This is a genomic window from Streptomyces virginiae, assembly GCF_041432505.1.
Classification (GTDB): domain Bacteria; phylum Actinomycetota; class Actinomycetes; order Streptomycetales; family Streptomycetaceae; genus Streptomyces; species Streptomyces virginiae_A.
The window spans coordinates 2,809,645-2,835,501 of sequence record NZ_CP107871.1; the positions used below are offsets into that span (position 1 = coordinate 2,809,645).

General features: G+C 71.3%; 17 protein-coding genes. 10 read left to right on the forward strand and 7 right to left on the reverse strand.

Translation table 11 applies throughout. The features are described from left to right. Positions 1 to 53 precede the first annotated feature (53 nt). The 6 genes from OG624_RS13125 to OG624_RS13150 all read left to right on the forward strand — a co-directional run bounded on the left by OG624_RS13125 (position 54) and on the right by OG624_RS13150 (position 7,140). Positions 54 to 1,964, forward strand: coding sequence for a hypothetical protein (locus tag OG624_RS13125; RefSeq protein WP_371639426.1), 1,911 nt, complete (start codon positions 54 to 56; stop codon positions 1,962 to 1,964). A 234-nt stretch (positions 1,965 to 2,198) separates the two neighbouring features. After that, positions 2,199 to 3,671, forward strand: coding sequence for a hypothetical protein (locus OG624_RS13130; protein WP_033226590.1), 1,473 nt, complete (start codon positions 2,199 to 2,201; stop codon positions 3,669 to 3,671). A gap of 143 nt (positions 3,672 to 3,814) precedes the next feature. Continuing rightward, complete coding sequence (locus OG624_RS13135; protein ID WP_371639427.1) at positions 3,815 to 4,711, forward strand: metal-dependent hydrolase; 897 nt, start codon at positions 3,815 to 3,817, stop codon at positions 4,709 to 4,711. Further along, complete coding sequence (locus OG624_RS13140; protein WP_371639428.1) at positions 4,708 to 5,754, forward strand: PDR/VanB family oxidoreductase; 1,047 nt, start codon at positions 4,708 to 4,710, stop codon at positions 5,752 to 5,754. Before OG624_RS13135 ends, OG624_RS13140 begins: the two co-directional genes overlap by 4 nt. Positions 5,755 to 5,777: 23 nt before the next feature. Beyond that, positions 5,778 to 6,485, forward strand: coding sequence for a TetR/AcrR family transcriptional regulator (locus OG624_RS13145; RefSeq protein ID WP_033226596.1), 708 nt, complete (start codon positions 5,778 to 5,780; stop codon positions 6,483 to 6,485). A gap of 118 nt (positions 6,486 to 6,603) precedes the next feature. After that, positions 6,604 to 7,140, forward strand: coding sequence for a GNAT family N-acetyltransferase (locus OG624_RS13150; RefSeq protein ID WP_033226597.1), 537 nt, complete (start codon positions 6,604 to 6,606; stop codon positions 7,138 to 7,140). On the opposite strand, the gene pulA is transcribed toward OG624_RS13150, so the two are convergent. Then, on the reverse strand, positions 7,127 to 12,478 hold the full coding sequence (gene pulA, locus OG624_RS13155; RefSeq protein WP_371639429.1) for a pullulanase-type alpha-1,6-glucosidase: 5,352 nt from the start codon (positions 12,476 to 12,478) through the stop codon (positions 7,127 to 7,129). The genes OG624_RS13150 and pulA overlap by 14 nt on opposite strands. A gap of 94 nt (positions 12,479 to 12,572) precedes the next feature. Then, on the reverse strand, positions 12,573 to 14,300 hold the full coding sequence (locus tag OG624_RS13160) for a carbohydrate-binding module family 20 domain-containing protein (protein ID WP_371639430.1): 1,728 nt from the start codon (positions 14,298 to 14,300) through the stop codon (positions 12,573 to 12,575). 1,722 nt (positions 14,301 to 16,022) lie between these two features. On the opposite strand from OG624_RS13160, the gene OG624_RS13165 reads away from it, so the two are divergent. From OG624_RS13165 to OG624_RS13180, 4 genes are all read left to right on the forward strand, one after another. Further along, on the forward strand, positions 16,023 to 16,799 hold the full coding sequence (locus tag OG624_RS13165) for a hypothetical protein (RefSeq protein ID WP_371639431.1): 777 nt from the start codon (positions 16,023 to 16,025) through the stop codon (positions 16,797 to 16,799). A gap of 123 nt (positions 16,800 to 16,922) precedes the next feature. Beyond that, on the forward strand, positions 16,923 to 17,432 hold the full coding sequence (locus tag OG624_RS13170; protein WP_266357707.1) for a hypothetical protein: 510 nt from the start codon (positions 16,923 to 16,925) through the stop codon (positions 17,430 to 17,432). Positions 17,433 to 17,604: 172 nt separating this feature from the next. Continuing rightward, the gene (locus tag OG624_RS13175) at positions 17,605 to 18,108 is read left to right on the forward strand and encodes a hypothetical protein (RefSeq protein ID WP_371639432.1); all 504 of its coding nucleotides are present in this window, start codon (positions 17,605 to 17,607) and stop codon (positions 18,106 to 18,108) included. Between the two features lie 7 nt (positions 18,109 to 18,115). Beyond that, positions 18,116 to 19,300: an MAB_1171c family putative transporter gene (locus OG624_RS13180; protein WP_371639433.1), complete on the forward strand. Its 1,185-nt coding sequence runs from the start codon at positions 18,116 to 18,118 to the stop codon at positions 19,298 to 19,300. A gap of 27 nt (positions 19,301 to 19,327) precedes the next feature. Here the strand turns inward: OG624_RS13180 and OG624_RS13185 are convergent, their stop codons facing one another. The 5 genes from OG624_RS13185 to OG624_RS13205 form a co-directional block, all read right to left on the reverse strand. Next, on the reverse strand, positions 19,328 to 20,584 hold the full coding sequence (locus tag OG624_RS13185) for a hypothetical protein (RefSeq protein WP_371639434.1): 1,257 nt from the start codon (positions 20,582 to 20,584) through the stop codon (positions 19,328 to 19,330). A 104-nt stretch (positions 20,585 to 20,688) separates the two neighbouring features. Beyond that, positions 20,689 to 21,969: a hypothetical protein gene (locus OG624_RS13190; RefSeq protein ID WP_371639435.1), complete on the reverse strand. Its 1,281-nt coding sequence runs from the start codon at positions 21,967 to 21,969 to the stop codon at positions 20,689 to 20,691. A 395-nt stretch (positions 21,970 to 22,364) separates the two neighbouring features. Beyond that, positions 22,365 to 23,375 carry a LacI family DNA-binding transcriptional regulator gene (locus OG624_RS13195; RefSeq protein WP_244291005.1) on the reverse strand — a complete coding sequence of 337 codons (1,011 nt, stop codon included), beginning with the start codon at positions 23,373 to 23,375 and terminating at the stop codon, positions 22,365 to 22,367. Continuing rightward, positions 23,363 to 24,952: a glycoside hydrolase family 13 protein gene (locus OG624_RS13200; protein WP_371639436.1), complete on the reverse strand. Its 1,590-nt coding sequence runs from the start codon at positions 24,950 to 24,952 to the stop codon at positions 23,363 to 23,365. The genes OG624_RS13195 and OG624_RS13200 overlap by 13 nt, the downstream gene beginning before the upstream one ends. A gap of 51 nt (positions 24,953 to 25,003) precedes the next feature. Further along, on the reverse strand, positions 25,004 to 25,855 hold the full coding sequence (locus OG624_RS13205) for a sugar ABC transporter permease (RefSeq protein WP_030772095.1): 852 nt from the start codon (positions 25,853 to 25,855) through the stop codon (positions 25,004 to 25,006). Positions 25,856 to 25,857: the final 2 nt, after the last annotated feature.

Genomic DNA, 25,857 nt, shown 5'->3' on the forward strand with positions numbered 1-25,857 from the left:
ACGATTCGCTCGTTCTGCTGAACGTGACTGCGCCGGATACCGCCACCCGCTCCATGCCTCCCGTGTCTCCCGTGCCGCCGGACGTCGAGCAGGCCGAGGCCGCCATCGTCGAGCACTACCCCCGGCTGGTGCGGCTCGCCTATCTGGTGCTGCCGCCCTCCCTCGGCCGCAACCGGCGGGTGCTCACCGCCCACTCGCTGGTCCAGCGGGCGCTGCCGCGCGGACGGCGGGACGCGGCGGCGGCCGCGGCCGCCGTGCAGGGCGGGGTTCCGGGGCAGCGGGGCGGGCCGGACGACTCCGGGTACGCGTACGTCCGGCTGCGCGTGCTGCGCGCCGCGCTGGAGGCGGGGATTCCGCTGACGTTCCGGGCGCTGCCGAGGCGGGCGCAGCTCCCGCCGCTGCTCCCTCAGGTGTGGGGGCTGCGGCTGTTCCCCCGCTCGGGCGGGGCCGAGGAGCTGGCCCTCGACCAGTGGTTGGCCACCCTCGGCGGGCCGGGCCGGGCCGCCTGTGTGCTGCGGGCGCTGGAGCGGCTTTCGGAGCCGGAGGTGCTCCGGGTGCTCGACGAGGCCGGGGTTCCGGATCCGGCCGCCGCGGCCCGGGAGTCCGGGGATCCGGCGAACGACGCGCTGTTCGCCTCCCCCGAGTTCGACCCGTGCGTGCTCCAGGCCCGGCCCACCGATCTGCTGCGGCGGCGCCGTCTCGGGCGGGCCGCGCTGGCCGCCGGGGCGGCGCTCGCCGTGTGCGGGGCGCTGCTCGCGCTGCCGGGTGGCGGCTGGGGTTCGGACGGGGCCGCCGCCCCGCTGTACGCGCGCAACGCGGTGGCCGAGCAGGCCCTGGATCCCGGGAAGCTGGTCCGGGCCGCGCCCACCCTCTGGCGCACGTCCTCCCGTACGGACTTCTCCACCTGGCCCGCCCGCGGCGACCGGGCCGGCGACACGGAGTTGCTGCGCCGGGCGCTCGCCGTGTGGGCCCGGCCCGGTCCGTCGGTGGTCACCTCGGCCACGCCGGGCACGCCCGCCGGGCCGCCGATGGGACCGGCGCAGCTGCTCTTCGCGGGGGCCGTGGACCAGGCCGTCGTGGTCCTGTTGTACGACGGGCTGCGGGTGGTCCGCTACGCCGAACCGCGGACCGGGACCGCGGGCGCCGCCCTCGACTTCGCCCGGACCGACGGCGCCTCGGCGGACACCGCGACCGCGCTGGTGCTCAGCCGGGTCGACGGCAACGTCCGCTACCTCACCGCGCCCTGGGTGACCGGCGCCGCCCTGCGGGACCTGCTCAAGCCCACCGCCCCGGTGGTGACGCTGAAGCCGACCCCGGACGGGGTGACCCCGCCGGTGGCGGGCCCGGCGCCGGCGGGCTCCTGTACGAGCTGGAACGCGCTGGCCCTGACGGGCGACGGCGCCACCCGGCTGATCACCGACCTCGGTGAACTGACGCCGGCCCGGCTGACGTCGGGCGCGCCGGGTGCCGAGCGTGATGTGACGGAGGCGGCGGAGCTCGGCGACTGGTCGAGGATCGCGTGCCTGCTGCCGGCGGTCCGCTCGCACGGGGTCCGCACGGTCAACGCGTGGACGTACGCGAAGCAACCCCTGCCGGAGGGCGACGGGACGGCGGCCTGGCTCTGCACGCGGGCCGAGACCTGGCAGGGTGCGGCGGACCGGGTGCAGGCGCAGTTCCTGGCCCCGGGTGCCGCGACGGCGGCGCAGGCGGCCCGGTCGGAGGGGTCGGCGGCGTGCGGTCCGCGGGAGCCGCGGGTGCTGGCGGGCGTGCTGTGGAAGTCGCGGGCGGGCCAGTGGTACGTACTGGCGGCGGGCAGCGCGCAGTTCGCCTCGCTGTCGGTGTCGGGCGGCGGGGTGAGCGGGTCGGCGAACGGCAACCGGCTGGCGGTGAAGGCGCCCGCGGGTGCGCAGGTGGACCTGGAGGGGAAGTTGACGGACGGGACGAAGGCGGGCGTGCTGCGCTAGGGGGTGTCTTGTCGATCAGGGTGGATCAGAGAGCACCGCGAGCCCGCCATGATCGACAAGACACCCCCTAGGGAACGAGCGCCTCTCACGGGTGGGTGAAGCTTCAACAGTCAGAAACTGTCGGGTAGTTGGCGGGATCCGGACATGACGGTCGCGGGCGACACATGGCATGATCGGATTCCGGTTACCAAGCGGTAACCCCCAACACCCCTCCCCCACCGAAGGTCTCCCCACGTGCGCACGCTCGCCCGACGCCTCCTCATACCCGGCTTGACCGCTCTCGCCCTCACCGCCACCGGCTGCGGCTCGACCTCCCACACCGGCGCCGCCGAACCGGCCGCCCCCGCCGCCGTCACCCCTTCGTCCGACGGCACCTCGCAGCAGCTCGACGTGGCCGCGGCCCCGCAGGGGACGTCCACCCCCGCGGCGGTGGCCCGGGCCGACGGGAAGGGCAGGACCGAGAAGTCCGCCCTGAAGGTCGCCTCCTACGACCGGGCCACCGGCCGGGCCGTCATCGCCAAGGGCGCGCAGACGCCGGGCCGTTCGCCCGCGCCCGGCAAGTCGCCCGAGACCGGGAAGTCCCCGGAGACCGGCAAGTCCCCGGAGGCCGGGAAGTCCCCCGACGCCGGAAAGTCCCCCGAGGCCGACAAGCCCGTCGCGGTCGGCGACGTCATCGCCAGCGCACCGGCCCCCGGCGCCCCCGCGGGTCTGCTCGCCAAGGTCACCGAGGTCGTCGGCAAGACCGACCAGGGCACCGAGGTCAAGACGGCCGCCACCACGCTGGCCGCCGTCCTGGGCGACGACAAGGCCGACGGCAAGGTCCCCGTGGACCCGGCGGCGGTCACCGTCGAACCCCTGACGAAGGGCGTCACCTTCTCCTGGGCCAAGGGTCCGGGCCTGACCTTCGGCCCCGAGGGCGCGAAGCTGCCGCTCGGCAACCTGCGGCTCGACGTCAACGCCGCCGTGGACACCGCCCCGGACGCGCCCGCCTCGGCCGGCGCCTCGGTGTCCGGGTTCGTCCAGCTCGCCCCGCAGGTCGAGTTCGCGTACGACGGCAGCACCGGTGGGGCCCCCGGCCCGCGCGGCGCCTTCCTCGGCATGAGCGGCGACTGGTCCTCGCAGTGGAAGCTCCAGGGCCGCGCCGCCGCGAGCACCGGAGCGCCCAAGCGGATCCCGTTCGCCAAGCTCCACAGCTCGCCCGTCATCCAGGTCGGCCCGGTGCCGGTCGTCGTCAACCTCGACCTGACCTGCTACATCCAGGTGGAGGCCGACGGCCGCGTGACCGTCGAGGTCCAGCAGGACGTCAAGGGCGACTTCAAGGTCGGCGGCAGCTACGCCTCGGGCAAGGGGTGGACCCCGGTGAGCGCCTCGAACGTGAAGAGCACGCCGGTCAAGGCGAGCGTCACCGCCACCGGAAAGGTCAAGGGCGCGATCGGCGCCGAGGCCTCCGTCGGGCTCTACGGGGCCGTCGGCGTCACCGCGGACTTCGCCCCGTACGTGCGCGGTGAGGGCGACATCAAGGCGGCCGCGTCCAGCGACGGCAAGACCTCCCTGGAGGGCGCCTGGGCGCTGTACGGCGGCTTCGACCTGAGCGGGAACCTCCAGCTCCAGCTGTCGCTGTTCGGTACGCCCGTCTTCGAGCGCAAGATCCCGCTGGGCACCCTCAACCGCGAGTGGGCGCTCTCGACCGGCCACATCAAGCGGTAGCCGACAGCCGATATCCGACGGCCGACGGAACACCGGCACGGACACGGACACTGCCCGGGTGCGCGAGCGCCCGGGCAGCGTCATGTCGGAGAAGTCCGCGCAAGGGGCTTCTCCTCCCCCCTACCCATCAGTACATTGACGCCATGTCTAATACGCCGCTCGCGCCCGCCCCCGTGGCGTCGGAACACGTGGACCTGAGGCCCCGGAACGTGTCCTTCGGCTGGGAGGACACCCCGCTCCACTGGCTGCCCGGCGACCCCTTCGCCGGACACATGATCAATGTGCTGCACCTCCTGCTCCCCGCGGGAGAGCGCTGGTTCGTGCACGTCTACAAGCAGGTGCTCCCGTACATCGAGGACGAGCGACTGCGGGCGGACGTCGTCGGCTTCATCGGCCAGGAGGCCATGCACGCCACCGCCCACGACGACGTGCTCCCCCACCTGAAGCGACTGGGACTCGACCCGACCCCCTACACCGCGCAGGTGGACTGGCTGTTCGAGAAGCTCCTCGGCGACCGGACCCTGCCGCCGGGCCGGGCCCGCCACTGGTGGCTGATGGAACGTGTCGCGATGATCGCGGCGATCGAGCACTACACGGCGTTCCTGGGCGACTGGGTGCTGAACGCCGACGCGTTGGACCTGCGGGGCGCCGACCCCACCATGCTGGACCTGCTGCGCTGGCACGGGGCGGAGGAGGTCGAGCACCGCTCGGTGGCCTTCGACCTCTTCATGCACGTCGACGGCACCTACCGACGCCGGGCCCGCACCTGGGCGACCGCCTTCTCGGCCCTGGTGTTCCTGTGGCAGCGCGGGGTGCGCTTCTTCATGGAGAACGACCCGCACCTGGTGGACGGCAAGGCCTCCTTCGGGAAGTTCTTCGTGGCCGGGCAGCAGGGGGTGCTCCCGTCGACGGGAGCGATGCTGAAGTCCATCCCGAAGTACCTCTCCCGCACCTACCACCCCTCCCAGGAGGGCTCCACGGCCCAGGCGGTGGCCTATCTCGCCGCCTCCCCCGGCGCGAACGGCGGGGTGCGGGCATGAGGCGCGCCCTCACCGTCACGGCCGCCCTGGGCGCGGCCTGGATGACCCGGCGCGCCCTGCGGCGCCGCATCGACCGGTCCCCGCTCTGGCCGCTGCCGGCCCTGGAGACCCCGGTCTCCGGCCACTCCCCGCGCCGGGCCCTGCGTGCGCTGATCGTCTCCCGTACGGAGCCCGCGCACGGCGTGCTGCGGCTGACCCTGGAGTCACCGGAACTCCCGGCGTGGACCCCGGGCGCGCACGTGGACGTCACCCTGCCCTCGGGCCTGGTCCGCCAGTACTCGCTGTGCGGCGACCCGGCGGACGCCGGCCGGTACACGATCGCGATCCGGCTGATCGAGGACGGCCGGGGCGGCTCCCGCGAGGCGCACGCGCAACTGGTCGAGGGCGCCGAGCTGGAGCTGCGCCCGCCGCGCAACCGCTTCGAGCTGGTCCCGGCGGCCTCGTACGTCTTCGTCGCGGGCGGCATCGGCATCACCCCGATCCTCCCGATGCTGCGGGCCGCCACGGCGGCGGGCGCCGACTGGACCCTCCTCTACGGGGGCCGCACGCGCGCCTCGATGCCCTTCCTGGCCGATCTCGCGCCCTACGGCGACCGGGTGTCGGTCCTCGCGCAGGACGAGACGGGCCTGCCCGACCTGGCCGCGGTGTCCGCGGCCGGACCGGGCACGGCGGTCTACTGCTGCGGTCCGGAGCCGCTGATGCGGGCCGTCACGGCGGCGGCCGCGGATCCGGCGGCGGTGCACCTGGAGCGGTTCGCCCCGGAGGGCGAGGCCGGTCCGGGGCGGGCCTTCACGGTCGAACTGCGCCGCTCGGGCCGGGTCGTCGAGGTGGCGGCGGACGAGAGCACGCTGGCCGCGGTGCGCCGGGAGCTGCCGGACACCCCGTACTCCTGCGAGCAGGGTTTCTGCGGGACCTGCCAACACCGGGTGCTGGCGGGCGGGGTGGACCACCGCGACGAGCTGCTCACGGACCAGGAGCGCGAGGACTCGATGCTGCTGTGCGTCTCGCGCGCGAAGGGGGACCGACTGGTCCTGGACCTGTGAACGCTCCCCAGTAGGGTGTCCGCATGACAACCGGGGTGCGACGCAGGATGGGTGTCGAGGAGCGGCGGCAGCAGCTGATCGGGGTTGCCCTGGAGCTGTTCAGCAACCGCTCGCCCGACGATGTGTCGATCGACGAGATCGCGGCGGCGGCCGGGATATCCCGGCCGCTCGTCTACCACTACTTTCCGGGCAAGCTGAGCCTGTACGAGGCCGCGCTGCGGCGGGCCGCCGACGAGCTGGCGCTGCGGTTCGTGGAGCCCAGGGAGGGGCCGCTCGGGGCGCGCCTGCTGCGGGTGATGGGGCGGTTCTTCGATTTCGTCGACGACCACGGGCCGGGCTTCTCGGCGCTGATGCGGGGCGGTCCGGCCGTCGGCAGCAGCCGGACGAACGCGATGATCGACGAGGTCCGGCAGGCGGCGTACGAGCAGATCCTCACGCACCTGGGCATCGCGCCGGACCGTACGCCCGCGCGCATGGAGCTCGTGGTGCGGTCCTGGGTGTCGCTCGCCGAGTCCACCGCGCTGATCTGGCTGGACGGGCGTCGGATCCCGCGGAGCGAACTGGAATTGCAGCTGGTGCACGACTTCGCCGCGCTGGCCGCCGTGAGCGCCGCGTACGACGCGGAGATGGCGGGGATCCTCGTACGGATCCTGGCCGACGAACCCGCCGACGGGCCCTTCGGGGAGCTGGTCGGGCGGCTCGGCGGGCTGGTGCCGGGCGGGGCCTCGTAGGAAACCCCCCAGGGACGGGACGGGTGCGGGACAGGTCCGGGACGGGTCCCGGCCCCGGTGGCCGATTCCCTTCGAATCCGGGGTGTGGCGGCCGCCCATGATCATCGATAATGCCCGCGTGATCATTGACGACGAGATCCTGTTCCGGCCGGCCGTGGAGAAGGACGCCGGCACGCTGGTGCAGCTGTACGACCAGGCTGCCCGGTGGATGCGCAAGCACGGGATCGATCAGTGGAAGCCCGGCGACAAGGACGCCGAGCACTTCCGGTCGAAGATGCGCGAGGGCGAGGTGTGGCTCGCCGGTGACGCCGACGGGCACGTGTGCGGGGCCTACGAGTTGTGGTGGTCCGACGAGGAGGCCTGGGGAGTCCAGCCGCCCGTGGCCGGCTACGTGCACCGGCTGATGGTGGCCCGCGAGGTGGCCCCCGCGGGGGCCGGGCGGCGGCTGCTCGAACACGCCGAGCGCCGGACCGCCCGGACCGGTCGGGAACGGGCGCGGCTGGACTGCGTCTCCACCAACCCCCGGCTGCTCGCGTACTACCGAGGTGCGGGCTACCGGGTGGTCGGGGAGCTCCCTGACAAGCAGGGGAAGGACGGCAGGACCTACGGGGTGATCCTGCTGGAGAAGCGGCTGGACCGGCTCACCGCCGTGTGAAGACCGCGACGGTGCGGGCGGGGACGGTGAACTCTCCTGTCTTCGCGTCGTACGTGGACCCCTTGACGGCGGCGTCGGAGCCGGCGGCCTGGACCGGGTGCAGCCGGTAGGTGGCGCCGGCGAGGGCGGGCACGCGCTGCGCCGCTCCGGTGGGGGCCGCGTTGAAGACGACCACCAGGTCGCCCAGGGTCATGGTGATCACGCCCGGGGTCTCGTCCTTGCCCGAGAGGGGGAACGCCAGCCGGGACTGGACGGCCTCGGTCGTGGTGAGGGCGAAGTCCGGCTCGGTGGTGCGGATGCGCAGCAGGTCGCGGTAGGCGGCCGAGGTCGCGCCGATGTCCGTGCAGCTGGGCGCCGGTCCCGTGAGCAGCGGCTTCGCGTAGAGCCACTTCGAGGCGTTGTCGGCGGCCGGGGGCAGGCCGCGGCCGAAGCCGTTGCCGTCCCGGCAGTCCCAGTGGATGGCGTTGAACCAGTCGCCGCTGTCGTAGGAGTTGCGGTCCAGGGACTTGGAGCGGAGCAGGTCGGTGCCCGCCTGGGAGAGGGCCGGGCCCTGCGAGAGGGCGGCCGTCGCCATGGCCAGGACCTGCATGCGGGCCTGGTCGCGGGGGGCGGTGCCGGTCGGGAGTTTGTAGGTCAGGGCGTCGGCGAGGGATTCGTTGTCGTGGGCGTCGGCGTAGGCGAGGGCATCGCCCGGGGCGGCCGCGTAGCCGGCCGGGGCGCCGTTGTAGTCCACCTCGGCGCCCTTGACGCGGCGGCCGGTGGTGTCGGTGAAGGCGTACGAGGCGAGGTTGCCGGAGAGCCCGACCTTGATCAGGTCCTGGGCGTGCAGGAGACGGGCCTTCTGCTGCTCGGCGGTGCCGTTGGCGGGCGAGGCGTTCGGGGCGGTGAACAGGCCGGACGCGAAGCCCTGGACGCGCGGGTCCTCGTCGAAGGGGCCGCCGCCGCGGACGGCGTCACGGGCCCGGTCGGAGAAGGTGGCGATGCCGGTGCCGGCCATGTTCTTCTGCGTGGCCTGCACGAAGCGGGAGTCGTCGGCGATCTCGCCGAAGTTCCAGCCCTCTCCGTAGAGCACGATCTTCTTGCCGTCGACTCCGTCCTTGGCGACGGTCAGGGCGTCGAGGGCCGAGCGGACGGCCAGGATGTTGGCCTTCGGGTGGTGGCCCATCAGGTCGAAGCGGAAGCCGTCGACCTTGTACTCCTTCGCCCAGGTGACGATCGAGTCGACGACCAGGCGCCCCATCATGGCGTTCTCGGGGGCCGTGTTGGCGCAGCAGGTGGAGGTGGCGACGGAGCCGTCCGCCAGCAGGCGCTGGTAGTAGCCGGGGACGATGCGGTCCAGGACGGACTTGTCCGACTGACCCGCCGCGACGGTGTGGTTGTAGACGACGTCCATCACCGTGCGCAGCCCGGACCCGTTCAGGGACTGGACCATCCTGCGGAACTCGACGGTGCGGGCCGTGCCGTTCGGGTCGCTCGCGTAGCTGCCTTCGGGGACGGTGTAGTGCAGCGGGTCGTAGCCCCAGTTGTACGCGTCCTTCGCGGCCGCGGCGGCCACACAGGCCTGCTGTTCCTGCGAGTCCGGGGCGTACACCCACAGGTCGCAGGCGGGCTCGGTGCGGTCGGCGGCCTTCTCCGGGATGGTGCCGATGTCGAAGGCCGGTAGGAGGTGGACGTAGGAGGTTCCGGCGGTGGCCAGGTCGCGCAGGTGCCGCATGCCCGCCGAGGCGGTGTCGGTGAAGGCCAGGTACTGGCCGGGGTGGGTGGTGGTGCGGTCCGCGACGGAGAAGTCGCGGATGTGCAGCTCCTGGATCTGCGCGGAGGTGAAGGGGACGGGCGCGGGCTTGCGCAGGGTCTTCCAGCCGGGCGGGGCCAGCTTGGGGTCGGCCAGGTCGACGACGAGGCTGTGGACGGAATCCGCGGTGAGGGCGGTGGAGTAGGGGTCGGTGACGAGGTTGCGGACCACCTGGCGGGTGCTCGGGGCCCAGACGGTGACGTCGAAGCGGTAGGGCTTGCCGGTCCAGGAGCGTTCGCCGCGCACCGACCAGACGCCGGTGGCGTCGTCGCGGCGCATGGCGACCGTGCGGCCGTCGAGTTCGAGGGAGACCTGCTGGGCGGTGGGGGCCCAGACGGAGAGGGTGGGGCGGCCGTCCTTGAAGACGGGGCCGAGGGAGGCGGTGGTCGCGTACAGGTCGTCGAGGACGCCCGCGAGTTGGACGCCGGTGGCGGCGAGGACGGCGCCGTTCGCGGCGCGGGCGCTCGCGACGAGCTGGCCGCGCAGGGCCTCGCGGACCCGGTCGCGGTCGCGCGGGTCGACGGTGTGGGCGCCGTACGCGGCCAGGTGCGGGAACTTCTGCTTCTGGGCGGCGGTCAGCTCGGTCCGCGCCCCCAGCCGCAGCCACTGGGCGCGGCCGGTCAGGGTGCCGTTCTCGGCCTTGACGGCGCCTTCGCGGGAGGCGAGGAGCTGTACGGAGGCGGCGGTGGCGGGGGCGTTCCAGGCGAGGGTGTCACGGTCGATCCAGACGGCCTGGGACTTGGTGAGGTCCAGGGCGGCGGCGGATCCGGCGGGCTGCGGGAGGAGGTACTTCTCCTGGCCGCCCAGCATCCACACCTCGTGGCCGGTGGCCTTCAGGTCCAGGGACTGATCGGTGGGGAGGTCCTTCTCGTCGCCCTTGTGGAGGATGTAGCTGAGGCTGGTGGCGCCGGCCGCGAGGGGGACCTCGTAGACCGCGCCGTAGGAGTCGGTGCGGGTGGGCAGGATCGGCTTGGACCAGTCGGTGGGGTTCGCGGCCCCGGTCCACACGTGCAGGCCCCAGCCGTCGTACGCGCCGTCGGGGCGCTGGTGGTGCAGGACGGCCTTGGCCTGGTCCTGCGGCGGGTAGGCGGGGCGGTCGGTGCGGGCGGGCTCCTTGCCCTGCTCCAGCCAGATCTCGCCGGTCTTCGTCACGTCGATGGTGCGGTCGGCGGCGACGTCCTTGTTGCCGTCCTTGTCGATGACGAGGTAGCCGACGGAGGAGGCACCGGGCTTGAGCTTGACGTACGCGAAGGCGCCGTAGGCGTCGCGGCCGGTGAAGTCGTGACCGGCCGGCCACGGAGTGGCCTCGCCGTCGGCGAGGTCGCCCCAGGCGTACAGCCGCCAGTTCGTGTAGTCGCCGTCGGGGCGGTTGTAGTGGACGACCGCGTGGTCGCGCTGGGTGGCGGTGGGGATCTCGGTGGGCGGGGCCTGGCCGGTGACGGACTCGGCGAGGGCGCTCGCGGTGCGGCCGGCGGAGTCGACGACGACGGCCTTGTAGCGCAGGGCGGTGCCGGCCGGGGTCGTGGCGTCGAGGTGCTGGGTGACCTTGTAGGGGGCGTGGTCGGCGGTACCGAGGACCTGCCACGTGTCGGTACCGGTCTGGGCGGCGAAGACGACGCGGTTCAGGCCGCCGCCGGCGGCGTCGGCGGAGAGCTCGACGGTGCCGGTGGCGCCGGGGGCGGGGGCCTTGAGGGTCAAGGTGGGCTTGACGGTCGGCTTGGCGGCGGGCGTCACGGCCTGGAGGACGACGGAGCCGAGGGCGGGGACCGGGACGGTGAGCTTGCCGGCCGCAGAGGCGCGGATCAGCGCGGTGCCGCCGTACAGGGTGCGGTACTGGGCGCCGGCCGGGGCGTCGATCTCGACGGTGCGGGAGTCGGCGCCGTTGTTGGCGGCGACGAGGTACTCGGTGCGGGTCTTGGTGTCGGTGCGGGCGAAGGCGTAGACCGAGCCGTCGGAGAAACGTTCACTCTGAACGCCGTCCCGCAGGGCCGGGTGCGCCTTCGTCAGCTTCGAGAGAGCACTGATCTGCTGATAGAGCGGGTGTCCCGGATCGTAAGCATCGCTCGCATGTGTGCGCACCGTTCCGAGCTGGTCGTCGTCCAGGTAGTCGGCGACCTGCGTGGCGAACAGCGGCTGCCGGGCGTCCTTGTCGCCGCCGGCGCCCGTGAAGCCCTGCTCGTCACCGGAGTAGATCACCGGATTGCCCCGGGCGAAGAACATCAGCTCGTTCGCCAGCCGGTAGCGCTCCAACAGCTCCTGCTCCCCGGCCGCCGGGCGGTCCTGCTTCAGGAAGGTGGCGAAGCGGCCCATGTCGTGGTTGCCGAGGAAGGTCACCTGCTCGTAGGCGTTGGCCTTGCCGGAGGTGTACCGGTAGTCGTCGCCGAGGACGGAGGCCAGTCGGCCGGCCGGCGCGCCCTGGGAGGCGTACGCGCGGATCGCGTCCTGGAGCGGGAAGTCGAGGGTGGCGTCGAGCTTCCCGCGCGTCACGTACGGGGAGGTGACGGCGGTGTCGGCGGAGTAGACCTCGCCGAACATGAAGAAGTCGTCGCGGCCGCGCTTCGCCGCGTAGGTGTCGAGAGCGGTCGCCCACTGCGTCCAGAACTCGGTGTTGACGTGCTTGACCGTATCGATCCGGAAGCCGTCGATCCGGAAGTCCCGCACCCACTTCTCGTAGATCTTCTCCATCCCGCTGACGACCTCGGGACGCTCGGTCCACAGGTCGTCGAGACCGAAGAAGTCACCCTGGTCGGAGGACTCACCGGCGAAGGTGGAGTCACCGCGGTTGTGGTACATCGTCGGGTCGTTGAGCCAGCCCGGCACCTTGAGGTTCTTCTTCGCGTCCGGCACGAAGGGGGTCCTCGGGAAGGACTCCCCGTCCACCTTCGGGAACTTCGCCTTCCCGTCGGAGTAGTCCTTGTCGTCGAACGGCACCCCGTCCTTGGTCAGATAGGGGAACGCCCCCTTCGACAGGTACGAGTACGACGCCTCCCGGTAGTCCACGACATCGGCGGTGTGGTTGGTGATGACGTCGAAGAAGACCTTCATCCCCTTCCCGTGCGCCTTGTCGATCAGTCGCTCCAGGTCGGCGTTGGTCCCGAAGTGCGGGTCGACCTGAGTGAAGTCGGTGATCCAGTAGCCGTGGTAGCCGGCGGAGACATCGGCCCCCTTGCCCTGCACCGGCTGGTTCTTGAAGATCGGCGCCAGCCAGATGGCCGTGGTGCCGAGCCCCTTGACGTAGTCGAGGCGGTCGGTGAGTCCCTTGAGGTCACCGCCCTGGTAGAAGCCCTTGTCCGTGGGGTCCAGGCCGGTCTCCAGGCGCGACCCGGTCAGGCCGCCCCGGTCGTTGCGGGGGTCGCCGTTCGCGAACCGGTCCGGGAGCACGAAGTAGAACTGCTCCCGGGTCAGGTCGTGCCGGGCCGGTTCGGCGGCCAGTTTCGCGTCCGAGGGTGGCGCGGGCGGCCTGGCCGGTGCGGCCGAGGCGGGGAGGGCGGGCAGGAAGGTCACGGCCAGGGCGGCGGCGAGCACTCCTGCGGCAGGGCGTATCAAGGCAGGTCTCCTTGTGTACGTGTCGCATGGATGAGGGCCGCCCGGCGTGGCAGGGAGGATGGTGCCGGACGGCCCTGGTCGGTGGAGCGGCGGCTCAGCTGCGCCAGGTGTCGGTCAGCGTGACCTTGCCGCTCGCGGGGACGGTGGCGGTGCGGTCGGCGCCGCTCTCCCAGGTGACGTTCCCGGCGGCGTCCTTGCGCAGGTACTTGTACGAGAACGCGGTCCCGGCCGGGAGCGTCACGTCGAGCTTCCAGACGGGGTACGCGGCCGGGTCGAGCTTCAGCGCGCCGCCGGTGTTCCAGCTGCCGAGCTCGGCGCGGTCACCGGTGACGTAGATGTTCTGTCCGGGCACGGTGCTCGCGGTGACCCCGAAGGAGGCCCCGGCGGGGCCCGCCGGGGTGGCGGAGCAGGTACGGGCCCCGGCGTGCAGGGCCAACGCGGTCCCGGCGGCGACCGTGGCGGTGAACTGCCCGCCCGAGCCGACGGTGACGGTCCGCCCGCTCTGCACGTCGCAGTAGTCGCCGGCCGGCAGCGAGGTCTGGAAGGTCCGGGTCAGGGCGGAACCCTCGTGGTTGATCGCCACGTACGCCTTGGTGCCGCGCCCGAAGGCGATCTGGTCGCCGCCGTTGTCCCACCAGTTCGTGACGCCCTGACCGCGGGCCGCGTTGCGGAAGCCGACCATGGAGGAGATCTCCCGCCAGGCGTGCTGGCACTTCCAGCCGTCGGAGTAACAGGCGTTCACCGTGCCCCCGTTAGGCGGACCGGCGTCCTTGTCGCTCCACTCGTAGCCGGAGTGCACGTCCGGGGACCCGTAGGGCCAGGCCAGCGCGAACACACTGGCCAGCGTGTAGGCGGATCCGTCCTTGTAGGTGAGGGTGTCGCCGCCGCGCTCGGTGTCGTGGTTGTCGACGAAGACCCCGGCCTGCCCGCTGGGCATGTAGCCCCAGGCCTCACCGAAGTTCTTCAGGTAGGCGAGGTTCTCGCTCTGGAAGACCCGCTTGAGGTCCCGGGCGTACCGGAACTCCTGCACGTCGCCGTTCCCGAGGTACTCGCTCGGCGAGACGGCTTCCCCGGCCCCGTATATCGCTTCCTGCTTCCAGTACACGCCCGGCTTGGTCAGCCGGGACTTGATGTTGGCGAGGTCGGCGGCGGGCATGTGCTTGGCGGCGTCGATCCGCAGGCCGTCCACGCCGAGCGACAGCAGGTCGTTGAGGTATCCGGCGATGCGCCCGCGCACGTAGTCCTCACCGGTGTCCAGGTCGGCGAGCTGGACGAGCTCGCAGTTCTGGACGTTGCCCCGGTCCTGGTAGTTCGATATCGAGGCCCGACAGTCGTCCATGTCGGCACCCGAATAGAGCCCCGGGTAGCCGTACTTCGTGTACGAAGTTCCCCCGGTCCCGGTGAAGGTGGCCCCGGCGTCCGCCGGACCGGCCATGTGGTTGATGACGGAGTCGACGACGACCTTCACCCCGGAGGCATGGCAGGTGTCGACCATGGTCTTGAAGGCGGCCCGGTCACCGAGCCGCCCGGCGATCTTGTAGCTGACGGGCTGGTACGAGGTCCACCACTGCCCGCCCTGCACGTGCTCCTGCGGCGGCGACACCTGCACGTACCCGTACCCGGCGGGTCCCAGCGAATCGGTGCAGGCCTTGGCGACGGAGTCGAAGCGCCACTCGAACAGGACGGCGGTGACGTCCTTCTCGCCGGGAGGCACGGCGGCGGCCGGCGGCCCGACGGCGGTGAGGGTGGCGGCGGCAAGCGCACCCGCGACGACGGCGCGGACTGCCTGTGGGGTTCTGCCGTTCCTTGCGGTGCGGGGCATGTGGGGCCTCCTGGCGGAGAGGTGGGGATTGCAGGCGACCGTATGGGCCCACCCACAGCCCTGCAATACCTTGCGCAAGAAATTGCAGAATTGTTTCTCGCGTGTGTCCTAAGGGACTTGACCGGGGGCGGGGCGGGGGCGGGGGCGGGGGCTCCGGAGAGCGGGAGCTGCCGGGGCGGCATCGGACGGGCGAGGCGGGAGTGGGGACGGCGGGGGCCACTCGACCGGCATCAGGCAGGCGAGGCGGGTGCTTCGGAGAGCGGGAGTCGCTGGGGCGGCATCAGGCAGGTGCGACGGGGTGAGGGCGGCGGGGTCCACTCCATCCGAATCAGGGATGTGTATGGGGGTTTCCCGTCAGTCCCATCGTCCCTCCGGGTCGGGCCGGTCCCTCAAGGGCGCTCGTTCCTCGCGTCGCTTCGCGATGTCGCTGCGCTCCACCCTTGACCGACCGTCCCGCCCCGGAGAAACGAAAGACTGCCGAGAAGCCCCCAAAAGAACGAGCCGGTCCAAGGTACGAAGGACGGGGACATCACAGCCCCTCAGGGGGATCCCCGTGGGCACGGTCCCGAGGCGGGGTCATGAGAGACGCGCGGCGGGGGCGATGGGGGCGCGCCAAATCGCTACGCGCTTCTGACGTCTCAGCGTCCGACCACCGTCCTGGGCTGGACATAAGCCGCCCACGACCATGCCCCGACCCTCGACCTGCGTCCGACGACCGCCTGGGGCCGGGCATAAGCCGCCCACGACATCGGGCCCGACGCCCGACCTGCGTCCGACGACCGGCCGTGGCCGGGCACAGGCCGCCTCGGATCGCCACGCGGCTCCCCATGACCGCGACCACCGGCCGTCAAGACGCACTGAGAGGGATGTGCGGCCGGCAGCTCGGCTGATCCGTCGTGGATCCAGGTCAGCGCGAGGACGACACCACAAACCAACGACCAAACAAGGGCAATTGGGGCAAACTGTCGGCCTTTTCGGCCGCCCACCTCCACTGACCCCCATCCACCACGACATAGCCGCGCTCCCCCGCCTTTTCGCCCCCGACGGCCTTCGGACGCCTCCCAGGAGAAGCGCCCATGGGTCGTGGGCGGCTTATGACCGGCCACAGACGGTCGTCGGACGCGGTGAGCGCGGAATGCCTGAGGTCGTGGGCGGCCTATGTCCAGCCCCAGACAGTCGTCGGACGCTGAGACGTCAGAAGCGCGTAGCGATGTGGCGCACCCCAACGCCCCCGACACGCATCTCTCATGGGGCCGCCTCGGGACTGTGCTCACCAGGGCCGCCCTCGCGGCCTGCGATGTCCCCGTCCCTGAAAGCTTGGACCGGCTCGTTCTTTTGGGGGCTTCTCGGCAGTCTTTCGTTTCTCCGGGGCGGGACGGTCGGTCAAGGGTGGCCGCAGGCCATCACGCAGTGACGCGACGAAGGAGCGCCCTTGAGGGACCGGCCCGACCCGGAGGGACGATGGGACTGACGGGAAACCCCCATACACATCCCTGATTCGGATGGAGTGGGCCCCGCCTCCCTGACGCCCCCGCCCCACCCTCCCTACGCCGCCCGAGCGGCCCCGCTCCCCGAAGCCCCTTCCCCGCCTTGCGACTTCCGTCCGCCCCTCCGCCCCCGCCCCACAGTCGGGCGTCGAAGGATCGTGTGGGAGGGGGTAGGGTGGCGCCCGTCAATTGAACTTGTTCAAATGGGGGCGGCGTGGACGGACTCGGCAGCGGCATGCCATCGCGGATACGGCTCGGCGTCATGCGGTGGTTGGCGTTCGGCGCCTTGGCGGTGGGGCTGACGGTGGGATTCGTACTCGCCGAACCCGCCAGCCTGAGTCCGGACTACACCGACATCTCCGTCCCGTTGGGCGTCCTGCTCATCGCCATGATCGGGGCGATGGTGAGCTTCGTGGTCGCGCTGAGCCTCCGGAAGCCCGAGGCGGCCTGGTGGGCGGCCACTTCGGCGATGGTCGCCCCGGCGCTCCTCATGATGATCGCCTCGGCGGGGATGGGCACCTGGTTCCCCTGGTGTGCCGTCGCCCTCTGCGCGCCGTTCATCGCCCTGGCCGTGTGCCTCCGACACGAGCAGCCGGAGCCGGAAGACACGGACGCGGGCCCCGCACGTGGGGCCCGCCGGGCCTCGGTCGTCCTGGCCGCCGTCGCGCTGGTGGTCTCGACGTTCTCCGGGGCGGGCATGGAGGACGTCGACTACTCCGGTACCTGGACCAACCACGAGCACGGTGTCACCCTCACCCTGAGCAGCTCATCCGGCGGGCCGTCGAGCTACACCCTGACGTCGGGGACGTGTTCGGAGGCAGCCGATTGGACTCTCGACTACCCTCAGATGTCGACCTCGGTCCAGGTCTGGCTGCTCCGGGACAGCGGGACCACGCGCTGCATACCCGGCCCCGACAGCATCCGGCTGTACGTCGTCGGCGGCACCGTGGCCAGGCCCGTCCTCAGCACGAACGGCCCGAGCGGCGTCTCCTGGCACCTCACCCGGGAGTGACGGGCGCCCTGACCGATGCCCACCCACCACGTGAGGTTCACCCCGTCAATTTCCCTCCCCTGCCCGACCGTCCCCCGCGGCCGCCATACTGGAGGGAGTCGGCAGGAAAAGGGATGAGGGCGGATGAGCGAGCGCGACGAGGCCGTGCCCTGTGCCGACCCGGGCGACGAAGAACCTCCGGTGGACGCGGAGGCCGAAAGGCTCGGGCAGCGGGTGGAGTTCCTGTTCGTCCACGTGCAGCCCCTCGGTCGGCGTTTCACCCTTCAGGAGGTGGTCGACGGGGTGCGCGCCGGGGCGCGTCCCGGCGATCCGAAGATCTCGGTCGGCAGGCTGTGGACCCTGCTCAAGGGCAGGGTCGGCAACCCCACGGTCGGCACGCTGCGCGCGCTGGGCGAGTTCTTCGGGGTGCCGATGGCCTACTTCGTCGACGACGAGGTGGCCGATCGGGTCTCCGCGCAGCTCGCCCTGATCGCGGCCATGCGGGCCAATGACGTCCGGTCGGTGGCGCTGCGGGCCGCGGCGGTGGCGACGATGTCGTCCCACGGCGTGGACACCGTACGGTCCCTGGTCGAGCGGAGCGCTCTGCTCGAAGCCGGCCAGGGGACCGCGCGGGAAACCGGGCAGGGGACCTAGCCGAAGACCCTCGGGCGGTCGACCCGCGCGCCTGAGCCTCGTCCGAACACCTGTCTCCTAGTATCGCGTCGGGGATACAGGGGATGCGGCTGGGGGGCTGGGTACCGAAGTGGAACAACGCAAGTGGCGTGCGTTCAAGGCGCACTGTGCCGATCTCATCGGGCCGTTACAGGTGCCGCGCCCGTTCACGATCACGAATCTGTCCGCGCTGGTGGCCAAGCGCCGCGGGCGACCGTTACGGCTGCTGCCGCTGCCCGGCGGTGACAGCGGGGAATCGGGCGTCTGCGGGATGTGGATCGCCTTCGCCGATACCGACCACGTGTACTACTCCGAGGTCACCAGCCCGGTTCATCAGACGCACATCATCCTGCACGAACTGGCGCACATGCTGCTGGACCACCAGCAGACCGGTGCGCCGCAGGAGGCGGGTCTGGAGCGTCTCTTCCCCGATCTGGATCCGGCGATGGCGGCCCGGCTGCTCGCCCGGGGCCGCAGCGGGGCCAGTGGTGAGCAGGAGCAGGAGGCGGAGCTGATGGCCTCGCTGATGTGGCAGCACTTCGACGTGGTCCCGGCCGCGCTGCCGTGCGCCTCACCCACGTCGTCGAATGCGCTGCACCGGGTCATGAGCACGTTCACCGCCGCGTACGGATGGGGCGGTTCGCGTGCGTCCCTTTGATCTTGTGGTGTTGCCGCTGGTCTGGGTGCTCACCGCATGGAGCCTGTTGGGGTTACGGCGGGCGGCCGGCCGTGACCGGGGGATGTGGGCCCTGTGGGCCATGTGGGCGCTGTGGGCCGTCGCCTTCACCGTGGGGGTTCCGGCGGTCCGGCGGGTGATCGACGCGGTGCTCGGCGTCGCGAGTGTCACCAATCTTCTGGTGCATCTGCCGGCGCTGGCCGCGACGTCGGCGATGGTGGAGTTCGTCCGTGAGCTGACCGGGCACTCCCGAGGGCGCCTGTCACGGGTGAACCTCATCGGGCTGGCGGTCGCGATGGTCCTTCTGACCTCGGTGTTCGCCGTGATGCCCCGTCCGCCTGGTGATGTCGACCTGCTGACCTACAGCCAGAACTCACCGGCGGGGTTCCTCTACTGGATGATCGTGACCGGGGTCGTCGCCATCGGCCTGGCGGCCTGTGCCGTGCTCTGCTGGATCCACGGTAGTCATGCTCATCCGGGTCCGGTGCGTACGTCGTTGTGGCTGATGCGGCTCTCGATGATCCTCGGAACCGTCTACCTGGCTCATCGGCTGGCCTATCTGACGGCCCGGTACCTGCGGCTGCAGTGGTTCGATTCGGCGGCGGTCAGGGCGATCACCCAAGCCCTTCTGGTGCTCACGTTGCTTCTTCTGGCCCTGTCCGTGCTGTGGCCCGCCCTGGCCGGCCACCGTCAGCGCAGGATCGCCGCGCGGCAGGGCCGGCGGATCGCGCCGCTGTGGCGGCTGCTGCAGACCGCGACGCCGGAGGTGGTACTTCCGCTGCCCGACGAGTTGCATCGCGGAAACCCCCGGCTGCGGCTCTACCGGTACGTGATCGAGGTCCGGGACAGCGTTCTCGCGCTGGAAGGGCATGTGGATGCGGCGCATGTGGCGGCCGCGGAGGCGGAGTTGCGGGCGGCCGGGTTCGACGGCGACCGGTTGGCGCCCGCCGTGGAGGCGGCGGTCCTGCGGTACGCCATCGCCGCCGAACTCGGTCTGCGTGAGAAGGTGTTCGACCGACGTGCGGTGGCCGGTGACGGGCGCGACCTGGATTCCGAGATCCGGTGGATCACTCAGGTCGCGGCCGTCATCGACATCCCGGCGGTGGTCCTGACGGCCGAGCGGTTGTACGCCATGGCCGGCGTTCCGGTGCCGAACCCGCCGGGTCAGGGCTGAGTCCGGTCGACCTACTCGGGTTGTCGCCTACCTGGGCTCGCCCCAGGCGATGTAGGTGGGGCTGCCGTCGTCGTTGCGGAGGTGGAAGGTGGCCTGCGACGGGCGCCAGATGCCGATGTTCGCCGCGGGACCGCCGTTACCGCCGTCCCAGTTCCCCGCCACGGGAATGTCGTTGCCGCCGCCCCAGTCCAGGACGACCAGGCTGCCGTCGTCCATCCGCAGGTGGAACTGGCCCGTCGACGGACGGAAGATGCCGACGTTGTCGGGGCCGACACCGTCCCAGTTCCCGGACACCGCACGGTCGCCCGCCTGACCCCAGTCGACATACGTCGCCGAACCGTCGTCGTTGCGCAGGTGGAACGTGCCGTCGCGCCAGATACCGACGTTCGCCGCCGCACCACCGTCCCAGTTACCCGCGACCGGCTGATCCGTACCGCCACCCCAGTCGATGAGCGTCAGGCTGCCGTCGTCCATCCGCAGATGGAACTGACCCGTCGACGGACGGAAGATCCCCACATTGTCCGGACCACTGCCGTCCCAGTTCGCCGAGACCGGCAGGTCACTGCCACCACCCCAGTCCACAAACGTGGTCGAACCGTCGTCGTTGCGCAGGTGGAACATGCCGTTGCGCCAGATCCCCACATTCGACGCCGGACCGTTGTCCCAGTTCCCCGACACCGGCAGATCGCCGTTCCAGAGGGCGCTGACGAGGCGCTGGCCGTCGGAGGCCTGCTTGCCGTACCGGTCGGGGTGGGCGGATATCTGGACCGCCTGGCAGACCTCGCCGATCGGTCGGGTCTGCCAGTTGCTCACCTTGAGCATCGCGTTGAGGAAGGCGTTGGTCGCCCAGGCCGGGTCCATGCGCTGGTTGAAGGAGCCCCAGCTCGCCCGCTGCTGGAAGAGGCCGACGCTGTCGTGGTCCTCCATGTTGGGGTTGTTGTGCAGGGTGGTCTCGACGATGGCGGTGGTGACGGCGAGGACGGCGGCCCGCTCGGGAAGGCCACGGGCCCGGACGGCGTCGGTGATCGCGCGGGCGCAGGAGACCCGGTAGGAGGTCAGGTATCCGCGCAGGGTGCCGTTGAGCTGGTAGTTCAGGTCGGCGGCGATGGCGCGGTCGGAGTCGGTCTGCGTGCCGCAGGAGTAGTTCGGGATGGCCGATACGGTCCTGGGGTCGGAGAGGTCGGCGCCGACCGCGTGGGCGGTGGAGGCCGAGGCGAGCAGGCCGGCGGTCAGCGCGGCGGACGTGGTGAGGGCTGCTAAGGGCCGGCGTGCGATTCGGTTCATGGTGAGGTGTCCTGGTCCCGTTCGGTCATGAGCTGCTGATGGCTGGGCGTGCCGGTGGGCCCCGGGGGCGCGGTGGGTCGCGCCCCCGGGGAGGAGCTCAGGGCTTATCGGGGCTCGCCCCAGGCGATGTAGGTGGGGCTGCCGTCGTCGTTGCGGAGGTGGAAGGTGGCCTGCGACGGGCGCCAGATGCCGATATTCGCCGCGGGACCGCCGTTACCGCCGTCCCAGTTCCCCGCCACGGGAATGTCGTTGCCGCCGCCCCAGTCCAGGACGACCAGGCTGCCGTCGTCCATCCGCAGGTGGAACTGGCCCGTCGACGGACGGAAGATGCCGACGTTGTCGGGGCCGACACCGTCCCAGTTCCCGGACACCGCACGGTCGCCCGCCTGACCCCAGTCGACATACGTCGCCGAACCGTCGTCGTTGCGCAGGTGGAACGTGCCGTTGCGCCAGATACCGACGTTCGCCGCCGCACCACCGTCCCAGTTGCCCGCGACCGGCTGATCCGTACCGCCACCCCAGTCGATGAGCGTCAGGCTGCCGTCGTCCATCCGCAGGTGGAACTGACCCGTCGACGGACGGAAGATCCCCACATTGTCCGGACCACTGCCGTCCCAGTTCGCCGAGACCGGCAGGTCACTGCCACCACCCCAGTCCACAAACGTGGTCGAACCGTCGTCGTTGCGCAGGTGGAACATGCCGTTGCGCCAAATCCCCACATTCGACGCCGGACCGTTGTCCCAGTTCCCCGACACCGGCAGATCGCCGGGGTTGTCGTCGACGATGCTGTTGTTGCGGACCGGCCGGAAGGTGCCGTGGCCGGAGTAGTACGGGTAGGGGATCTCGCGGTAGTGCATCCCGCTGCCCGTGAACTCGTAGCCCATGTAAGAGGTGCGCGCGGAGTTGGCCCAGCCGCCGAACACGACGATGTGGCCGTTGGCGCCGGCCGCGTCGTTGAGCAGGGCGTCGCCCGCCTTCAGGTCGCCCTTGCCGATCCACGAGGCGACACCGGAGGGGACGAAGCTGGTGGTGTCCAGGCCGGGCTTGGAGAGCTTCCAGGCCATCGAGGCGAAGCCGGAACAGTCGGTCCGGTAGCCCTCGTAGGTGTTGTCCCAGCTGTACTTGAGCCCGATCCCGACCCAGGACGCGGCGCGCCTGATCACCTCGCTGCGGGTGATGGAAGGGCCGGCCGCGGCCTGGGACGGGGCGACGGACGCGCCCTGGCCGGCGCCGCCCTTGTCGATGGCCGCGAGGTCGGCGGCGGCGGGCGGTGCCGGGGCCGGTTCGGCCGCGTGCACCGGTGCGGCGGCCAGAAGGCTGACGATCAGCCCTGCGGCGGCCATTCCGGCCGCGCCCCCTCGACCCAGGACGTGCGTGTTCGACATGAAGGATCCCCCCTGCTGACGAGTGCATGACACATAAGCCATCCGACCCGGCACGAGAGGCCGTCACGCACGAGCGTGCGCGTCTATGGTGACGATGACGGCGACATCAACAGGCCCCCCTGTTTGCCGTCTTGACCCCGGGTCAGACGAGAAGAGCATCACGGCCCGACCCACCCGGAGTCAACTTTTATTGAAAATGGCGCGGACCCCGGAGCGTCGAGCCTGGCTCGATACGGCGGACACCGCACCCCGCTATAGGCGTATATACGGCCATGTCAGCGGCGGCCGATGTCGCGTTCAAGCAGTCGAACATGACGCGAATCCCACCCAAGATTTTCTGTTCATAGAAACAAAAAAGCGGGGGTGGGCCCTGGCCCACCCCCGCCCCGAAAGCGCTACGGCACCTGCGCCGTCGAGCCCCGCACCACCAGTTCCGGTTGGAAGACGTACTCCGTGCGCTGGACCGGGGTGCCCGACACCGCCTCCAGCAGGGCCCCTACCGCCGCCGTCGCCATCGCGCGTACCGGCTGGCGGACCGTGGTCAGCGGCGGGTCCGTGAAGGCGATCAGCGGGGAGTCGTCGAAGCCGACCACCGACACGTCCTGCGGCACCCGCAGCCCGCGCTCGCGCGCCGCCCGGATGACGCCGAGCGCCATCGGGTCGCTGCCGCACACGATGCCCGTGCAGCCGCGGTCCAGCAGGGCCATGCCCGCCGCGTGTCCGCCCTCCACCGTGAAGAGCGTGCGCTGGATCAGCCCGTCCGCCTCCGCCGTCGGCAGGGCGGTGAGGAAGCCCTGCTCCTTGCGGGCCGACGGCACGTACCGCGTCGGTCCGATCGCGAGGCCGATCCTGTGGTGCCCCAGGTCCTGGAGGTGCCGTACGGCGATGTCCGCCGCCGCCCGGTCGTCCGGGGAGATGAACGGGGCGTTCACCTGCTCGTTGAAGCCGTTGATCAGAACGAACGGCACCCCGCGCGCCGCCAGTCGCTGGTAGCGCGCGGGGTCCGCGTGGGCGTCGGCGTGCAGGCCCGACAGGAAGACGATCCCGGTGACCCCGCGTTCCTCGAGCTGTTCCACGAGTTCGTCCTCGGTGGCCCCGCCCGGGGTCTGCGTGCACAGGACCGGTGTGTAGCCGTGCCCGGCCAGCGCCTGCTCTATCACCTGCGCGAACGCAGGGAAGATCGGGTTGGTGAGCTCCGGGATCAGCAGCCCGACCAGCCCGTTGCTGCGTCGTTTGAGCCGTACGGGTCGCTCGTAGCCCAGCAGGTCGAGCGCGGCCAGCACCTTGTGCCGGGTGCCGGCCGCCACGCCCGGTTTGCCGTTGAGCACACGGCTGACGGTCGCCTCGCTGACCGCGGCCTGCGCGGCGATGTCCGTCAGCCTCAGAGGGGAAGTCACCCCTGCCACCACACCGTGGTGTCCGCCGGGAGGACGTCGGGGTCGGCGAGGTCGCCGCTCGCCAGCAGCACGGTGCCCGGCGCGGGCAGCCGTACCGGCTCGTCCGTGGTGTTCACGGTGCAGACGAAGTCTCCGCGCCGGAAGGCCAGCACGCCGGCCGGGCTGGGCAGCCACTCGACGCCGTCGCCCGCGCCCAGCGCCGGGTGCGCGCGCCGTACCCGCAGCGCGGAGCGGTACAGCTCCAGCGTGGACTCCGGGTCGCCGGTCTGCGCCTCCACGCTGAGCCCGGCCCATTCGGCGGGCTGCGGAAGCCAGCTGCCGCCGGTCCCGAAGCCGTACGGGGCCTGGTCGCCGCTCCACGGGATCGGTACGCGGCAGCCGTCGCGGAGCCCGTCCTGACCGTTCGCCTTGAAGAAGGAGGGGTCCTGGCGCACCTCGTCCGGGAGGTCCACGACCTCCGGGAGGCCGAGCTCCTCGCCCTGGTAGACGTACGCCGACCCGGGCAGGGCCAGCATCAGCAGGGCGGCGGCACGCGCCTTCTCCAGGGTGCCGAAGCGGGTGCGGTGGCGGACCACGTCGTGGTTGGACAGCACCCAGGTGGTGGGGGCGCCGACGGGCCGCATCGAGTCGAGGGACTCGTCGATGGTGGCGCGCAGGGCCTCGGCGTCCCAGCCGGTGTTCAGGTAGTGGAAGTTGAAGGCCTGGTGCAGCTCGTCGGGGCGCAGGTACATGGCGGTGCGGTCGGCGCTGGGGGTCCAGGCCTCGGCGACGCCGATGCGGTCGCCCGCGTACTCGTCGAGGACCAGGCGCCAGGAGCGGTAGATCTCGTGGACGCCGTCCTGGTCGAAGAAGGGCAGGACCTGGTTGCCGAGCAGCTTGAGCTGTTCGTCGCGGCCGAGGTCGGGCAGGCCGGGGGCCTTGACCAGGCCGTGGGCGACGTCGATGCGGAAGCCGTCGGCGCCGAGGTCGAGCCAGAACCGCAGGATGGAGCGGAACTCGTCCTGGACGGCGGGGTGCTCCCAGTTGAAGTCGGGCTGCTCGGGGGCGAAGAGGTGCAGGTACCACTCGCCGTCCGCGACGCGGGTCCAGGCCGGGCCGCCGAAGATCGACTCCCAGTCGTTGGGCGGCAGCTCCCCGGATTCCCCCTGTCCCGGGCGGAAGTGGAAGCGCTCGCGCAGCGGGGTGCCGGGGCCTTCCCGGAGCGCCTGCTTGAACCATTCGTGCTGGTCGGAGCAGTGGTTCGGGACGAGGTCCACGATGATGCGCAGGCCCAGTTCGTGGGCTTCGCGGATCACGGCGTCGGCGTCGTGCAGGGTGCCGAACATGGGGTCGATGGCCCGGTAGTCGGCGACGTCGTAGCCGGCGTCGGCCTGCGGGGAGGCGTAGAAGGGGCTGAGCCAGACGGCGTCGACGCCCAGCTCCTTCAGGTAGGGCAGGCGGCTGCGGATGCCTTCGAGGTCCCCCATGCCGTCCCCGTTGGAGTCGGCGAAGCTGCGCGGATAGACCTGGTAGATCACCGCTTCTCTCCACCAGCCGGGCTGGGTGCCGGTGGAGGTGGGGAGCGCGTCGGCGAGGTGCTGGGTCATGGTGTCCTTGAAGAGATCGGGCCGGGGGTGAGAGGGGGCAGGCTCGGGTGGTCAGCCCTTGGTTGCGCCTGCCGTCATCCCGGCGACGAGGTGACGCTGGGCGAAGACGAAGAAGATCGCGGCGGGGATGGCGATGAGGACCGAAGCGGCGCTCATGGCTCCCCAGTTGGAGGTGTACTGCGTGACGAAGGTCTGCAGTCCGCCGGCCAGGGTGAGGTTCTCCTCGCCGACCATGAAGGCGGAGGCGTACGCGACCTCGCCCCAGGCGGTGATGAAGGCGTAGAAGCCGGTGACGGCGAGGCCGGGCTTGGCGAGCGGCAGGATGAGGCGCCAGAAGGTGCCGAAGGGGTTGAGCCCGTCGACGCGGCCGGATTCGTCGATCTCCACCGGGATGGTGTCGAAGAAGCCCTTCATCATCCAGGCGCAGAACGGCACGGCGATGGTGAGGTACGTGATGATCAGACCGAGCGGCTGGTTGAGCAGGCCGAGGTCGCCCATCAGGTTGTAGAGCGGCACGATGAGGATCGCCATGGGGAACATCTGCGTGATGAGCAGGGTCCACATGAGCGGCTTCATGCCGGGGAACTTGAAGCGGCTGACCGCGTATCCGGTGGTGGCGGCGATGAAGACACCGAGGACGGTGGTGATGCCGGCGACCAGGACGGAGTTCGCGAACCAGCTGAGGAAGTGGCTCTGCTCCAGCAGGTACGTGTAGTTGCTGAGCGTCGGTTCCTTGACGAAGTCGGTGGTGACCGCGTGCTTGGCCGGCTTGAGCGAGGTCAACACGATCCACAGCACCGGGAAGACCGCGATCACGGACGCCACGACGAGGGTGGCGTGCAGCGCGACGGAGGCGAGCGGGGAACGGCTGCCCCGGGGGCGAGCGGTGTTCGCAGTGGACATGG